This is a genomic window from Nostoc sp. PCC 7524 (assembly GCF_000316645.1).
Taxonomy (GTDB): Bacteria; Cyanobacteriota; Cyanobacteriia; order Cyanobacteriales; family Nostocaceae; genus Trichormus.
This window is the reverse complement of the sequence record NC_019684.1, coordinates 40,637-55,474: the sequence shown is the minus strand read 5'-3', so window position 1 is coordinate 55,474 and position 14,838 is coordinate 40,637. Positions and strand designations below refer to the sequence as shown.

The window sequence follows — 14,838 nt, the reverse complement described above, 5'->3', positions numbered from 1 at the left end:
AATTATTGGCGGCGAAACCACCTGAAAATATTCAATTCGCCGCGCATTTTCTTGAGTTCTTGACGATGTTGTTCAGCAGTCAGGTAATACCATTCACAATAACTCTGAAACTCTAAGCGCGTTTGCACTTCATAATAAAACTGCTTAGTAGTTTGGTATGTAGCGAAACCTTCCTCAACTTGAGGTGGAAGGACAGGTAGGATGTGGGGTAGGTTTTGGGACATGAGCTTTAGGGATTGGGGACTGGGGATTGGGGACTGGGGATTGGGGGAGATGAGGAAGCAGGGGAGCAGAGGAGCAGAGGAGCAAGCAGGGGAGATTTTTCTCAATAATTTTTGAATTTTGTAGGCGCAAGCCTTGTCGTAGACTATTTTGAATTTTGAATTGTATTGATGCCTATTGCCTAATAATTACAACCAACCACGTAAACGATAAACAAAACTACCAATGTACTCTTTTAGGGCGCTCGTAAATTGGTGTAGGTTGTCGGTATCGGGTAATAAATTCAGGATAGCGGCTTTGGGGGTGCTTCCGAGTTCTTGTAGTTCACCTTCGCTGACAAGAAAATCGGTGGCTGCGGGAATAGCATCAATGCCTTGACGCTGAAAAATTTTGAGCGATCGCGGCATATGTAAGGCTGATGTTACCAACAGTATGCGGCGAATACCTTGAGCATCAAGAATTTTCTTCACATTAACAGCATTTTGATAAGTATTGAGAGAGTCTGGTTCTTGAATTAGCGCCTCAGCTGGTATGCCGATAGATGTGAGGATATCAACCATATCTGCCGATTCTGGTGAACCACTACCGCGCCAATCAATACGTCCGCCACTGAGGATGATTATAGGAGCTTTTTTTTGTCGATATAGTTGAGCCGCATAAATCACGCGATCGCCTTGTTCACTTAAATCTACACTAGGCCTGGGAGGAAAGGCCGATTTAGTTGCACCACCCAAAACTACTATTGCTTCAGCTGTTGGTAATTGTACAGGTGGGATATTCTGCCATTCTAGCGATCGCACTAGGTATTTAGCGACCCAAGCATTGCTACAAAATAATAATACAATCAGCGATAAAGAGACAGCGATCGCTGCCACACGGGGTCTTTTCCACAAAGTAAAAAGTGCCACTACTAAACTGATACTGGCTAGTCCCAAAGGGTAAAAAAATAGTGGCAGTAACTTAGAGAGATATAAAAACATATTAGGGTCTGGGGACTTTTAAGAAGCAGGGGAAAATAACTATTGCCTATTGCCTATTGCCTATTGCCTATTCCAAAACTTGAAACTAAAACTCCCAGGTGTGCGGCGGTAGCGTCGGCTAGGCCGTCTGGTTTGCCGTCTGGTGATTCTATCGGTAGACTGTTCTTCTTGCAGTTCTTCGACAGTTTCAACTGGTAATTGAGTTCTGGTTTCTTCTTTACTTCTCCACCAAGCAATAATCCAACCACCACCTAAAGCACCTATTCCACCTAACAAAATACTCATCGGTGCTGGATACCCTAACAATCCAAACCCTAGTAAAAAAAATAACCAATACTTGAGTCCGGCATCAATGCCATCAGAGGAGGCTACAGTAGGAGGCTGAGAACTATTTTTACTAGCATTAGTAAACCAACCTAAAGTGAAACCACCAATAATTCCTAAAAATATACTTAGGGCTATGGGTGAGCCTGTCGTAATTAATATAAATGTTAAAAATGCCCCAAATATCAGTTGAGAAAGAAAGTCAGGGGAGAAATTGAATAAATTGTTATTGTTGGCCATAAATTCACTAGGGTTTGATGAGTGCTGAGTTGATAGTCTGATATGCTACGTGAATATCCTAACTCAGCACTCCATACTCAGCACTCAGTTAATGACCTGTTGAAATTGTGTCTGTTGTGGCTGAGTTGTATCCCAAATTTGGACGTAGGCTTTTTCTGTATCAGTAAAGGGTTCTGCTTGCTTGAGTTGTGAGGCTAATAAATCAACTGTAGCATCAGCAATATCACCAGTACGGTTGACAAGACGCTCTTGAATTACTTCTAAAGGTGCTGTACAGGAGATGATTTGCAGGGGTAATTGATGCTTTTGAGCTTGGGCGATCGCTTCCTGTCTCAGTTCTTGTTTATCATACTTAGCATCTAAAATCACGGTGTAACCTTGATTAGCTAGTATAATTCCCAAATCTAGTAACCGTGCATAGGTTTTCTGGGTCATTTCTGGCGTATATAAATCATCGCCACCACGTTCTTGTAGAGGAATTCCCCCCAAGTGTTTCCTAACCGCATCTGAGCGAATGTGAATTGCTCCAGTTTGCCGTGCTATGTATTTTGCTGTGGTACTCTTGCCAGAACCGGATAAACCTGACATTAAAATCAGTTTTCCTAATTTGGGTTTGGTATATTCCCATGCTAGTTTGTAATATTGGGCGGCTGTTTTGCTTGCTTCTTCCTTAACCTCCACAGGTACACTAGGGTCATCTAATAAAAACGATGTCACTTTGGCTCGGACATAGGACTGACGATTGACATATATCGGTAGTACCTCCAAGCCTTCCCAATCCCCAGTCTGTTCTAAATAAGTGTTGAGATAAGCATTACTCAAGTCTGGACGCTGCTGTGCTTCTAAATCCATCACCGCATAAGCAATGTCAAACATCACATCAACAAAACGAAACGGCTCGTTAAACTCAATACAATCAAACAGCAGAATTTTATCTTGCCATAGACAAATATTTCTCAGGTGCAAGTCTCCATGACATTCCCGTATGTAGTCATTTTGGATGCGGCGCTGAAATAGTTCTTGTTTTTCGGCAAAAAAACTATCGGTATAAGCTTTGGTTTCGTCAAACTGTTTTTGAGTCTGGGGGCCACCAATATATTTCTCAGTTTGCTCGTAATTCTCATCAAACGCAGCCCTAACTTGCGCTACTTCCCCAAAACTACGAATGTAATCATTAGTCTCAGTTTTAGCGTGGTATTGAGCTACTACTCGTCCTAATGCTTCTAGATGAGATTCGTTTAACTTACCCTGAGCAAACAGTGAACTAAGTAAAGTCTCCTGGGGAAACTGACGCATTTTTAGCACATATTCAACAGCCTCACCCGTTCCTGCTAAAGTGTATTGTTCATCCATCAAAGTGATAGGTAACACTTCCAAATACAGTTCAGCTGCTCCCCGTTGATTCAACCGCAATTCTTCCTGACAAAAATGTTGGCGTTTCTCTAGGGTGGAAAAATCCAAAAACCCAAAATTGACTGGTTTTTTTAATTTATAGGCATAATCGCCAGTTAGCAGCACGTAAGAAACATGGGTTTGAATCAGTTGAATTGGTTCTGTAACGGGATGGGGATAGAATCCCGGTTGTAACATTTGCTGAATTAACATTGGAAGAGTTACTTCTGTCATAAAAATGTGGTACAAAAACTTATTTTTTTCCGTTGGTAGTGAGGACTTTAGTCCTCTATTGAGACGCTACAGCAACTAAGCTAGGACTAAAGTCCTTACTACAAACTTTAAGCCGAAACAGCTAAACAACAAAAAACCAGGGTTTTACCCCCGGTCTGATCAGCAATTATCACAAACTTTAAATGACAAGTTAAGACAAATTTTATGCCAACCTTAGCCTTTAGCAGAAGCGTAAAAGCTGAGGTGGTAGGGTGTACCCTTTGCTGGATGTTTTTGAACTTCTTTCAGTACAGTTGTACCGCGCCATTCTAGTTCGGGAATGTTGAGTTCGATTTCTGTTTTGTTAACAGCAGCTGCTTTGAGTAGACGTTCAACAGTTTTGGCATCAATTACTAAAGAAATTGATTCTGTACCGTTGTGTCCGTACAAGTTAGCGGGAATAAGTCCAGAACGACGCAAAGCATTAGGTTTGCTGCCTTCTGGTCGTTTTTGAGATTCGACTGTCAGAGCCATACAAGTTATCAGTTGTTAGTTGTCAATAATCAGTAGTCAATAGTTTTTTACTTGAGACTATTGACTCAAAACTCAGCACTCAGCATCAACTAAGCACTGAGTAAGGAGGCGGGAGTACCATCAGCGTGCAGTAAGGCACGTTTTGGCCCGTGAATGGGGTCTTCTACAATTATGGTTTGATCGCGGCTTGCGCCTAATGAGACGATCGCAATCGGGACTTCCATTAATTCTGCTAAGAACTTGAGATAGTCCAGTGCTTGCTGTGGCAAGTCTTCCAGGGTGCGGCATTGTGTTGTTGGCACTTGCCATCCTGGTAAGGTTTTGTAAATGGGACGACACCGAGCAAACTGACGCGCACTTGTGGGGAAGTGTTCGCAGCGTTCGCCGTCTATTTCGTAGGCGACACAAACTTGGATTTCCTCTAACTCATCAAGGACATCTAGTTTAGTAATTGCCATGCAGTCCATGCCGTTAATTCGCACGGCATACCGTCCAATGACGGCATCAAACCAACCACAGCGTCGTTTCCGTCCGGTAGTTGTGCCGAATTCGGCCCCGCGATCGCATAGTAATTCGCCTAATTCACCATGCAATTCTGTAGGAAATGGTCCTTCCCCTACTCGCGTTGTGTAGGCTTTTGAAACGCCAATCACCCGATCTATCATTGTCGGCCCTAACCCTGTACCTACGCAAGCCCCCCCGGCTACCGGGTTAGATGAGGTGACATAGGGATAAGTACCATGATCAAGATCCAAGAGAGTACCTTGTGCGCCTTCAAATAATATGTTACGCCGTCGTTGGATGGCATCATAGATTTTTAGTGATGTATCAACAACGTAGGGGCGCAGGCGTTCTGCATACCCTAGATACTCTTCAATTACTTGTTGCGGATCTAAGGGTGGTATGTTATACAGTTTATCTAAAATAACGTTTTTATAGTTAATCGTCCATTCCAACTGGTCGCGTAGTGCATCTGCATCCATCAAGTCTAGTACCCTAATACCTGTACGCTCTGATTTATCAGCGTAGGTAGGGCCAATCCCTCGACCAGTGGTTCCGATTTTATGACTACCGCGCCGTTCTTCTGCTGCCTTATCGATTAATCGATGGTAGGGCATCGTGACGTGGGCAGTCTCAGAAATGAGCAGATTTTTAGTAGAAATATTTAACTTTTCTAATTGGTCGAGTTCTGCTATTAAAACTTGTGGATCGATGACTGTGCCACAGCCGATCATACATTCTGTATCCGGATACAAAATACCAGAGGGGATCAAGTGTAGTTTAAAGGTCTGATCTTTAACTACAATTGTGTGTCCAGCGTTAACACCCCCTTGGTAACGGACTACCACATCTGCGGAGCGGCTGAGTAAGTCAGTTATTTTACCTTTTCCTTCATCGCCCCATTGAGCGCCTATGACAATGACGTTAGCCAAGAGTTTATTTTATCGAGGTAAAGTTTCCACAAAGAACCATTATCAACACAATATGCGATATATGTCAACATAAAAGACAGTAATCTTTAGTATATTTTGGCAACCTTAATTTTTCTTTACATTTTTCTAATTATTTTTGTTTTTATCTGATAACGATAGCTTCGTATCATAAATTGGAATTTAATACTTATCTATTTTTCGTTAATTTCTCACTACTTGAAGATTGCATAAGTCACATAATTCTTATTCGGGTTTTTATGGCTAAAAAATATTGCGGTTTAAGCGGTATAGATAATATCTGGATTAGTAAGAAGATCAAAGCAGGAAAATCAAATTAAAATAAAACAAAATAACTGAATAAATGTATCTAAAATTACATTTATCGACTAATTTAAATGGTTATTCAGCTATATTTCCTGATATAAGGAACATTTAGTGCTGTTATTGTGTCTCTGTGGTAGTCAATAATTACGGTTAGCAAAAAATTGTTGTGATCATGAAATTCAGAAATTTTTAGACTGAATTTGAATGTAAAAATGGTAATTTTTAGTTCTAACTGATTGGAGGCATTGGCGGCATAAAGGGCGATCGCATGACGAAATTTTCTGTCATCCACAAGCTAAAAGGTATATTTATTCTAGCATTAGCAGTGTTATTAACAAATGCTGTAATCCCCTATAGTAACACGATGAAATCGTTTGAGCATCAACAATGGGTAGCTAATTCCTCTAGAGTGATGAATCAAGTTGTCATGCTCATCAATACACTTAAAGATGCTGAAATTGCCCAGCGTAATTACTTGCTGACAACTAATACAGATGAGTTAAAAAATTACGTAGCAGCTAGTGAACAAGCCCAGAAAAAAATCGCAATCCTCCAGCAATTAACTATAAAGAAGCATCAAAAGCCGCAATGGATTTCCGCACTCCAACAAAAAATTACCGAACAGCAAAATCTCCTCCAACAAGAAGTTACTGTTAGTCAAAAGCAAGGTGTTGCAGTTGCTCAACTGCTAGTATCATCTCATCAAAATAAGAGACTCCAACTCCACCAAGATATCCAAAAGTTAGTTGACACAGCATTAGCTACAGAACAAAGTGCATCACAAACGAGTTCCCAGACAACACTGGCGACATTTACTTTAGCTGTTGTCGTGAATGTGCTGCTGCTGGTGTTTTTATATGACTTGTTATGGCGTTACGTTAACAAACTTCAGCAAACGGAAATTGCTTTGCACCAAAGCCAGAATCGGCTACGAGCCATTATTGATGCCGAACCAGACTGTATCAAGTTAATTGCTAGAGATGGCACGCTGTTGGAAATTAATGCGTCTGGACTGGCAATGATGGAGGTGGAAAATGCTGATACCCTGATTGGTAAATCTATTGATATTGGTATTCTCCCAGAGTATCGAGATGCCTTTACCGCTTTGCATAGGAGTGTTTGCCAGGGGAATAAAGGCAGCCTAGAGTTTGAGATTCAAGGATTTAAAGGTACTCGTCGCTGGATGGAAACTCATGCTGTACCACTAATTAATGAAGCTGATGGAACATTTCTACATTTAGCAGTGACACGAGATATTACTCGGCGTAAGCAAGCAGAACAAAAAATCTATGAACAAGCTGCACTTTTAGATGTGGCTACTGATGCGATTCTGGTGAGTAATATTGATAACCAGATTTTATTTTGGAATAAAAGTGCAGAACGTTTATATGGTTGGCTGTTTGAGGAAGTTTTAGGAAAAAATATTGTCGAACTTTTGCATCAAGCTACTTCTAGCCAGTTAGAGGAAGCATTATTTACCGTTATCAACACTGGTGAGTGGCAGGGTGAGTTACATCAGCTCACAAAAGATGGTAAAGAAATTATCATTGAAAGTCACTGGACTTTGGTGAGAGACGAGCAGGGCAAACCAAAGTCTATTTTAAGTGTAAATACGAACATCACACAGAAAAAACAATTAGAAGCGCGATTATTGCGATCGCAACGCCTCGAAACTATTGGTACACTAGCAAGTGGTATTGTCCATGATCTCAACAATATCCTCGCCCCAATTCTAATGTCGGTTCAGCTGTTACAGATGAAATTGCATGACCAACAAATGCAAAAAGTGCTGAATACTCTAGAAGGTAACGTGAAACGTGGTGCTAATTTGCTCAAGCAAGTCTTGTCTTTTGCACGGGGTATTGAAGGACATAAGACAATTGTGCAAGTGAAACATCTCCTCCAAGAAGTCGAGCAGATTGTCCAACAAACATTTCCTAAGTCTATTACCTGCTCAACAAATATCGCGGAAAATCTTTGGTATGTATCTGGAGATATCACCCAACTACATCAGGTATTGATGAATCTGGTAGTTAATGCCCGTGATGCCATGCCTGATGGTGGTATGTTGAAGATATCCGCCGAAAATGTCATACTTGCACCACAATCAGGCTCTTATATTGCCATATCTATTGAAGATACAGGTACGGGCATACCGCCAAAGATTCAAGCGCAGATTTTTGAGCCATTTTTTTCTACCAAAGAAGTAGGTAAAGGTACAGGCTTAGGGTTATCTACTACTTTAGGTATTATTAATAACCACTGTGGTTTTATCAACGTCCAGAGTGAAATGGACAAAGGCACTCAATTTAAAGTGTATTTGCCTGCTTTGGAATCTAATAGTGTGCCATCAACTACGGTTGTTGAGATAGAGCCACCAGGCGGAAATGGTGAATTGATTTTGGTAGTAGATGACGAAGCCATTATTCGAGAAATTACTAAATCCGCTCTAGAAGCGTATAATTACCGGGTATTAACTGCTCGTGATGGCTTAGAAGCAGTATCAGTATATACACAATATCAACAGCAAATTAGCGTAGTGCTGCTAGATATAATGATGCCATCAATGGATGGAGCGATCGCAATTCGTCAGTTACAAAAAATCAATCCCCACATCAAAATCATTGCCATGAGTGGGTTTTTATCTGCTCCACAAACTCTAGCAATTGCTAGGATGGGGGTAAAGGCATTTTTATCCAAGCCCTCTACTGCTCAAGAACTACTACAAACCATTAAAGCTGTACATCAGGATAATTGACGATAAATTTACACAATCTTCCTGGAGATGTAGATTTTTTTGCTCAGTATTTTTGTTAATATTATTAAACTTTTTATAGACAAAGTATCATTATGGCCTTATATGCTGAATTGCACAGACACTTGGGTGGTTCCGTTGTCCCTCGTGTCTTATGGCGCTATTTCGAGCGGCATTCCTCAGAGTTAATTTCCCGGTTTAGCAACTATCCAGAGTTTGAAGATTTTTACACTAGACCACGCAATACCCTAGATGAATACTTAGAATTGCATACTTTAGTGGAAAGTGTGCAAACCGTAGAGACACTGCCTTACTTTATTTACCGCTTAGTGCGTGGTGCTTACATTTTTGAGAATTTGGCTTATCTGGAACTACGCTATACTCCTTACTTACGGACACCAGAGCATTTGAGTCAGTCCCAGAGAATTGATCAAATGGCGGAAATTGTGGAAGTCGTAGGTAGAGCCAGCCACCAGCCAGAATATCCCATTGTCACTAGCCAAATTCTCTGTATGCACTCGCGCTTACCCTATGAGGTGAATAAAGCGATTATTGATTTAGCGGCACACAATAGAGATTATGTTTGTGGTGTGGACGTTGCTGGGGGTGATAGTTATTATGGCGATCGCATGGAAGAATGGATTAATCTGTATAATTATGCGCGATCGCTGGGAATTAACACCACAGGACACCTGTATGAAACTACAGCCGGATGTTACCCAGAACTGCTACCTTACCTCATGCGGATAGGTCACGGTATCCAGATTCCCTTATTGTATCCAGAGTTACTACCAGAAGTAGCAAGAAGAAGACAGTGTTTGGAAGTTTGCCCCACAACTTACCTGAAAACAGGGACTTTACAGGATATTCGGCAACTGAAGTTAGTATTTGACCGATGTTTTGAAGCTGGGGTAGATATAGCTATTTGTACGGATAATGCTGGCTTGCATAATGTACGTTTACCGTTCGAGTATGAAAATCTCTTGACTTACGACATCATTAATTTTGAACAGTTGCAAGTTTGTCAAGATGCAGCCTTTCGTCATGCCTTTGCTTGGCCTTATGGTCAACGTCCAGCATACCTTTTGAATGGGTTACTCAAACCAGAAGAACCTGCCACAGTTTTGGCAATTTAGGGGCTAGAAACTAGGAAGAAAAGGAGCTAACAGCACTCCCCACTTCCTACTCCCCTACATAGAAATTGCTTCTTCCTGATGCCACTCAGTACCCTGACAAAATTCATCCACCCAAGAAGCCAGATTACTGGCATTAGTTTGAGGTGTGGGATTAACTTTGTTTACGGGTGCGGGTGGTTGTTTATGTTCATGTTTGCCATTTTGGGAAATTTCTGTCACTAAGGTTGGCGAGATGAGCGTTTTTGGTTTACCGGGAACTTGAGTAGTAATCTCCAGTGAGCGTATGACTTTACCATTGCGGGGGGGTGTGGTGGCTAGTGCCAAGCCAATCGATGGTAAAGGTTTAGCTTTATTGGGGACTTGTGTAGTTATAGTCAGCGTAGGCAAACCCCCAGGTTTAGAGGGGAGCTGATTGACACAAAGACTTGTATTGATTTTGGCAGAAGTTGCGATCGCTGGTGTAGGTTGATTAATAGGGACAACTTCCGCCATAGATTTAGACAAGCGTGGCATTACTACCAGCTTTTCCGGTTTTTGCGCCTTGGTAATAGCTGAGGGAGCATCCTGAATTGTCAGCGCCACTGACGTGACTGGTTCCTCCTCTGGAAATTCATGTTCAAGTTGGGTTACAGCCAAGTTCGGCTGTGATTTGATTAAGCCTAACTCTTTGTCAGGGTTAAAGTTTAGACCTAAAGCTGCAACTATTTCATCAGGGTTATTATTCAGTTCTATCAGAAAAGCAATAATCTGAGGAAACTCTGGTTCTAAAACAGACAATGTTGCCACAATGAACCCAGATGAAGGTCGTCTTAGACCATTGTAGCTAGCCCAAATTCGCATTTTGACTAACCAAGGACGATTTTCCTCGTAGTAACTCAGCCACTTCATTTTTAAGGATTGACGCAGCTCCTGAATATTCATCGGATGCCTCGCTTCAGTCAAAAATAGTGCAGACCTGTATATTTTTAATTGGCTTTATCCTTGGGGATGAAACCGATGATAGAGCATCTTCTGCACTCTTTGACCACCTAATAAATGCTTTTCTACTACTAGAGGTACTTCATGGGGTTGAACACCACAATACCAAACCATATCCGGCAGAATCAACACCATCGGCCCGTTACCGCACTGTCCCAAACAACTGCTAGCTGTCACCGTCACATTGGGAACTGGCAAAGCGGTAAAAGCTGCTAATACTTCTTTACCACCTTGCTTTTTACAGGTGCGATGTTGGCAAACTCTCACACATCTGGGGGTAGACGATTGGTTTGTAATTGAAGAGTTGGATGTTTGGCTAATATTAGTCATGATTTTGTGATGACACCCTGTGAAAAATTGAATATAGCAGGGGACAGGTGATAGGTGATAGGTGATAGAATTAAAAGCCTTACATTGTAAAGGTTTTAGGATTGTTGGATATCCTAATCTATATGGCTACTGCTATAGTTCACAGTTAATAGTCTATAGTCCAGAGTAAGAATAACTATTGACTATTAACTATTAACTATTGCCTATTGCCTATTGCCTATTGCCTAATCTAAAGACAGTCCTTTTGATGCTAACCATTCACGGTTAAATATCCGTGATTGATACCGTGAACCGCTATCACATAAGATGGTGACAATGGTATGTCCGGGGCCTAACTGTTTAGCTAGAGCCACCGCAGCACCTACATTGATACCCGTGGAACCACCCATTAATAATCCATCTTTCCGCAATAGCTGGTAAACAACCCGCAAAGCTTCTTTGTCATCGATTTGGATAGCATCATCAGCAGGTGCGCCTTCCATGTTGGCTGTGATGCGGCTATTACCAATACCTTCGGTGATAGAATTGCCTTCTAGCTTGATATCCCCTGTTTTGATATAGCTATATAATCCACTACCCATTGGGTCAGCAACCACACATTTAACTGCGGGATTTTGTTCTTTAAGATACATTGCCACCCCAGCAAATGTTCCCCCTGTGCCAGTTGCCGCTACCCAACCGTCAACTTTACCATCGGTTTGCGCCCAGATTTCTGGCCCTGTGGTTTCGTAATGAGCGCGACGGTTAGCTAAATTATCAAATTGATTTGCCCAAATCGCATTATCCATCTCAGCCGCAATTCTGCCTGATAGCTTGACGTAGTTATTGGGGTCTTTATAGGGTACAGCTGGAACGGGACGAACTTCTGCACCTAAAGCGGTGAGAGCATCGATTTTTTCTTGGGACTGGGTGTTAGGAATGATAATCAGGCATTTGTAGCCTTTGGCATTGCAAATATGAGCTAGTCCAATACCAGTATTACCTGCCGTGCCTTCGACAACAGTACCACCGGGTTTCAGTAGCCCTTTTTCTTCCGCATCTTTGATGATATACAGTGCAGCGCGGTCTTTGACAGAACCACCCGGATTGAGAAATTCCGCTTTACCAAGGATTTCACACCCTGTTTCTTCACTGAAGCTATTGAGCCGAATCAGTGGTGTATTACCAACAGCGCCTATGAAACCATTTTTGATATCCATTGTGATTTTACTTGAGTTCTTACCTATAAAAATTGTGGCTCATAGTGGTGGCATCATACGCACCGATTCGCCATCCTCAATGAGATATCTGTTCTTCAGGCAGTTTTCACTACAAACCTGCAAAAATTGATTTTTCTCCGCCTAAATTGATTAAAAATGGATTCATTGCTATGAAATGAATCAAAAGTAGCACTTAACGGCATTTTTTATCAATTTAGGCAGAGGGCAGAAGGGATTTATCCCTTCTCTAATTGCCCGAACCGTCTGCGCGACGGGAAGGAGCAAGGGTTTAAGACCCCCACCAAATTTTCAATTTGGTGGCTCTCGTTGAGGTGGAGTTTGAATCCCCATCTCAACGAAACCTTCTGCCCTCTGCCTCCTGCCTTCTGCCTTCTTCAAAAGGATTTGTTGAACTTTTAATAAACTTACTGCAACGCTTTTAGATTTAGCCGTAATATTACTTACAGATTTGGTAGACAAAACATAGATTAACTAGGTTTGATATGCAAAATTACCCCTTATAAGCGGAATAGGGGCAGTTTTATGGTGTCTAAAATTACTGATTAATTCTAGGCAAATTTCTTAAAAATTTTCTGCAACACAGTCAGTTTATGACTTTCTCAACCACATCTCAACTCAATATTAGTTGCTCACCGCAGCTAGGATCTTGGCTACAAAGTCAGGGAATTAGCCTCGCTTTCTCTACTTACCAAACTAATCGGCTATTTTTCGTTGGTTGCAATCAGGAAGGTGAGATAGCTGCTCATGAGCGGCTATTTGATAAGCCAATGGGAATATATGCAGCAAACAACAGTATATATATTAGCACACGTTACCAAATTTGGCGGTTTGAAAATTTACTTGCACCAGGAGAAATATATCAGCAAAGCGATTCTCTTTCAGAGACACGTTGTGAACGCCTTTATATCCCCCGCACTGCATACACCACCGGCGACTTAAATGTTCACGATTTGGTGCTGGATGATGCAGAAAATATTGTATTTGTCAATACAGACTTTAGCTGCCTTGCCACTATCAGCAAAGACTATAGTTTTGTTCCCCTGTGGCAACCACCGTTTATTTCTAAGTTGGCGGCGGAAGACCGTTGTCATCTCAACGGCTTAGGGTTGCGAGACGGCAAACCCCAATACGTCACCGCCTGTAGTACCACCGACACCGCCGCCGGTTGGCGTAACCATCGAGTAGGCGGGGGTGTGGTGATTGATGTACAAACCAATAACATCATTGCCACGGGGTTATCTATGCCCCACTCACCCCGATGGTATCAAGATAAGCTGTGGCTACTGAATGCCGGGACGGGGGACTTTGGCTACCTGGACGGTGAGCAATTAGTGCCGATCGCTTTCTGTCCTGGGTTTGTGAGGGGGTTGGCATTTTGGGAAAACTTCGCCTTTGTGGGGCTATCAAAACTGCGATCGCCTACTTTTAGCGGACTGCCTTTAGAAGAACGGCTGGTAGCTCTTGGTAAGACTTCCCAGTGTGGGCTGATGGTGATTGATATTAACACAGGTGAAACGGTGCATTGGCTGCAACTGGATGGGGTAGTCGAAGAACTATTTGATGTGGTAGTGCTACCAGGTGTGCGTCAGCCCCAGGCTTTGGGCTTCCAGTCAGAGGAAATCGAACGCTTAGTTACTTTTCCTGGTTCTGGTGGTATTGTCACTACCAAACCTACAGTAAAACGCCCAAGTGTCGGTGGTATGGCTCCCGTCGCCGGATTGCCCCGCCAATTGTGGGAAAACACCCAAAACTCAGCACCCAGCACTCAGCAAGCTGCTCAAGCCCCGCTACCCCTAACAACACTCAAATTCCAGCGAGTCTATCACATTACTGCCAGCAACCTAGCTGATTACGATGCCTTCACCTTCCCCAGTTTGCAGCAAAGGTGGCAAACTCAGCCCCAACGGGGTGAATTGGTGGGCATCTCTGCGTCGGTGGTGGGGGAAATGGTGGCCTTTGGTATTGCGGAAATGCTACCGGAAAAGACGGCGGAATTGATATCACTATTTGTCGCCCCAGCATATCGGCAGCAGGGTATTGCTACTAAGTTGATGCAATACCTAGAAAAAGCTTTGGTGTCGGAAGGTTGTGATCAAATCACCGTAGTTTACCAGCCAACGGCGTTGAGTGCCATTGCTCTCGAACCTCTTTTACAACGCTTGGCTTGGCAAATGCCCACTCTTGGGGCAGATGGCTTACAACGATCGCACAAATTACTCTCTGTGTCCGCCCGTGTCCAGTTTGAGCAGGGGAAACAGTGGGCGCAACAGGGCGACTTACAAGCGGCGGTGACTAGCTTTAGTGAGGCGATTCGCTTGCAACCAGACTACATCGCCGCCTACAACCAATTGGGTAATGCTTTGCAGGGGTTAGGGCAACTGGAGCCAGCGATCGCAGCCTATCAAAGCCTCCTAGAAATTAACCCCAATGTTGCCCAGGCACACTGCAACCTGGGGGCAATCTGGCAGATGCAGGGGAAAACACAAGAGGCGATCGCAGCTTACCAAAGGGCGATTCAACTCAAGCCTGATTTTGCCTTAGCATACCTCAACTTAGGCAGGTTACACGCCAATCAGCAATCTTGGCTAGCAGCCGCCCAGTGTTTACAGGAAGCAGTGCGACTACAACCAGAAGCTGCCACTTACTACGATCTGGGCAATGTCTGGCAACAACTGGGGGAAACCGAAAAGGCGATCGCTTGTTGGCATCAGAGCCAGCAAGCAGCAGAGCAAGAGAGATAAAAAATGCCCAGTCCCC

At 42.8% G+C, this 14,838-nt stretch carries 12 protein-coding genes; 3 read left to right on the top strand and 9 right to left on the bottom strand.

Annotation, left to right across the window (positions count from 1 at the left end):
* Positions 1 to 2 precede the first annotated feature (2 nt).
* The 6 genes from NOS7524_RS00215 to NOS7524_RS00190 all read right to left on the bottom strand — a co-directional run bounded on the left by NOS7524_RS00215 (position 3) and on the right by NOS7524_RS00190 (position 5,338).
* Positions 3 to 224, bottom strand: coding sequence for a hypothetical protein (locus NOS7524_RS00215; RefSeq protein WP_015136441.1), 222 nt, complete (start codon positions 222 to 224; stop codon positions 3 to 5).
* A 186-nt stretch (positions 225 to 410) separates the two neighbouring features.
* Positions 411 to 1,202, bottom strand: coding sequence for a YdcF family protein (locus NOS7524_RS00210; protein WP_015136440.1), 792 nt, complete (start codon positions 1,200 to 1,202; stop codon positions 411 to 413).
* Positions 1,203 to 1,262: 60 nt separating this feature from the next.
* On the bottom strand, positions 1,263 to 1,766 hold the full coding sequence (locus tag NOS7524_RS00205) for a hypothetical protein (RefSeq protein ID WP_015136439.1): 504 nt from the start codon (positions 1,764 to 1,766) through the stop codon (positions 1,263 to 1,265).
* Between the two features lie 84 nt (positions 1,767 to 1,850).
* Positions 1,851 to 3,392 (bottom strand): bifunctional aminoglycoside phosphotransferase/ATP-binding protein, encoded by a 1,542-nt coding sequence (locus NOS7524_RS00200; protein ID WP_015136438.1) that lies wholly within the window; start codon positions 3,390 to 3,392, stop codon positions 1,851 to 1,853.
* 213 nt (positions 3,393 to 3,605) lie between these two features.
* A complete protein-coding gene (rplY, locus tag NOS7524_RS00195) occupies positions 3,606 to 3,905 on the bottom strand; it encodes a 50S ribosomal protein L25 (protein ID WP_015136437.1) in 300 nt (99 codons plus the stop codon).
* 89 nt (positions 3,906 to 3,994) lie between these two features.
* The gene (locus NOS7524_RS00190; protein ID WP_015136436.1) at positions 3,995 to 5,338 is read right to left on the bottom strand and encodes an adenylosuccinate synthase; all 1,344 of its coding nucleotides are present in this window, start codon (positions 5,336 to 5,338) and stop codon (positions 3,995 to 3,997) included.
* Positions 5,339 to 5,930: 592 nt separating this feature from the next.
* Between NOS7524_RS00190 and NOS7524_RS00185 the strand changes: the two genes are divergently transcribed.
* Both NOS7524_RS00185 and NOS7524_RS00180 read left to right on the top strand, forming a co-directional pair.
* Positions 5,931 to 8,420: a PAS domain S-box protein gene (locus tag NOS7524_RS00185; RefSeq protein WP_015136435.1), complete on the top strand. Its 2,490-nt coding sequence runs from the start codon at positions 5,931 to 5,933 to the stop codon at positions 8,418 to 8,420.
* Between the two features lie 92 nt (positions 8,421 to 8,512).
* Positions 8,513 to 9,553 (top strand): adenosine deaminase, encoded by a 1,041-nt coding sequence (locus tag NOS7524_RS00180; protein ID WP_015136434.1) that lies wholly within the window; start codon positions 8,513 to 8,515, stop codon positions 9,551 to 9,553.
* A gap of 54 nt (positions 9,554 to 9,607) precedes the next feature.
* Here the strand turns inward: NOS7524_RS00180 and NOS7524_RS00175 are convergent, their stop codons facing one another.
* From NOS7524_RS00175 to NOS7524_RS00165, 3 genes are all read right to left on the bottom strand, one after another.
* The gene (locus tag NOS7524_RS00175) at positions 9,608 to 10,474 is read right to left on the bottom strand and encodes a DUF5331 domain-containing protein (protein WP_015136433.1); all 867 of its coding nucleotides are present in this window, start codon (positions 10,472 to 10,474) and stop codon (positions 9,608 to 9,610) included.
* A gap of 54 nt (positions 10,475 to 10,528) precedes the next feature.
* Positions 10,529 to 10,861: a (2Fe-2S) ferredoxin domain-containing protein gene (locus NOS7524_RS00170; protein WP_015136432.1), complete on the bottom strand. Its 333-nt coding sequence runs from the start codon at positions 10,859 to 10,861 to the stop codon at positions 10,529 to 10,531.
* Positions 10,862 to 11,085: 224 nt separating this feature from the next.
* Positions 11,086 to 12,060 carry a cysteine synthase A gene (locus NOS7524_RS00165; protein WP_015136431.1) on the bottom strand — a complete coding sequence of 325 codons (975 nt, stop codon included), beginning with the start codon at positions 12,058 to 12,060 and terminating at the stop codon, positions 11,086 to 11,088.
* Positions 12,061 to 12,671: 611 nt separating this feature from the next.
* On the opposite strand from NOS7524_RS00165, the gene NOS7524_RS00160 reads away from it, so the two are divergent.
* Complete coding sequence (locus NOS7524_RS00160) at positions 12,672 to 14,822, top strand: TIGR03032 family protein (RefSeq protein ID WP_015136430.1); 2,151 nt, start codon at positions 12,672 to 12,674, stop codon at positions 14,820 to 14,822.
* Positions 14,823 to 14,838: the final 16 nt, after the last annotated feature.

What these genes read in the sequence shown, in the direction of transcription:
- NOS7524_RS00215 (WP_015136441.1), bottom strand. Translation starts at nt 224, where the DNA reads ATGTCCCAAAACCTACCCCACATCCTACCTGTCCTTCCACCTCAAGTT.
- NOS7524_RS00210 (WP_015136440.1), bottom strand. Translation starts at nt 1,202, where the DNA reads ATGTTTTTATATCTCTCTAAGTTACTGCCACTATTTTTTTACCCTTTG.
- NOS7524_RS00205 (WP_015136439.1), bottom strand. Translation starts at nt 1,766, where the DNA reads ATGGCCAACAATAACAATTTATTCAATTTCTCCCCTGACTTTCTTTCT.
- NOS7524_RS00200 (WP_015136438.1), bottom strand. Translation starts at nt 3,392, where the DNA reads ATGACAGAAGTAACTCTTCCAATGTTAATTCAGCAAATGTTACAACCG.
- rplY (WP_015136437.1), bottom strand. Translation starts at nt 3,905, where the DNA reads ATGGCTCTGACAGTCGAATCTCAAAAACGACCAGAAGGCAGCAAACCT.
- NOS7524_RS00185 (WP_015136435.1), top strand. Translation starts at nt 5,931, where the DNA reads ATGACGAAATTTTCTGTCATCCACAAGCTAAAAGGTATATTTATTCTA.
- NOS7524_RS00180 (WP_015136434.1), top strand. Translation starts at nt 8,513, where the DNA reads ATGGCCTTATATGCTGAATTGCACAGACACTTGGGTGGTTCCGTTGTC.
- NOS7524_RS00175 (WP_015136433.1), bottom strand. Translation starts at nt 10,474, where the DNA reads ATGAATATTCAGGAGCTGCGTCAATCCTTAAAAATGAAGTGGCTGAGT.
- NOS7524_RS00170 (WP_015136432.1), bottom strand. Translation starts at nt 10,861, where the DNA reads ATGACTAATATTAGCCAAACATCCAACTCTTCAATTACAAACCAATCG.
- NOS7524_RS00165 (WP_015136431.1), bottom strand. Translation starts at nt 12,060, where the DNA reads ATGGATATCAAAAATGGTTTCATAGGCGCTGTTGGTAATACACCACTG.
- NOS7524_RS00160 (WP_015136430.1), top strand. Translation starts at nt 12,672, where the DNA reads ATGACTTTCTCAACCACATCTCAACTCAATATTAGTTGCTCACCGCAG.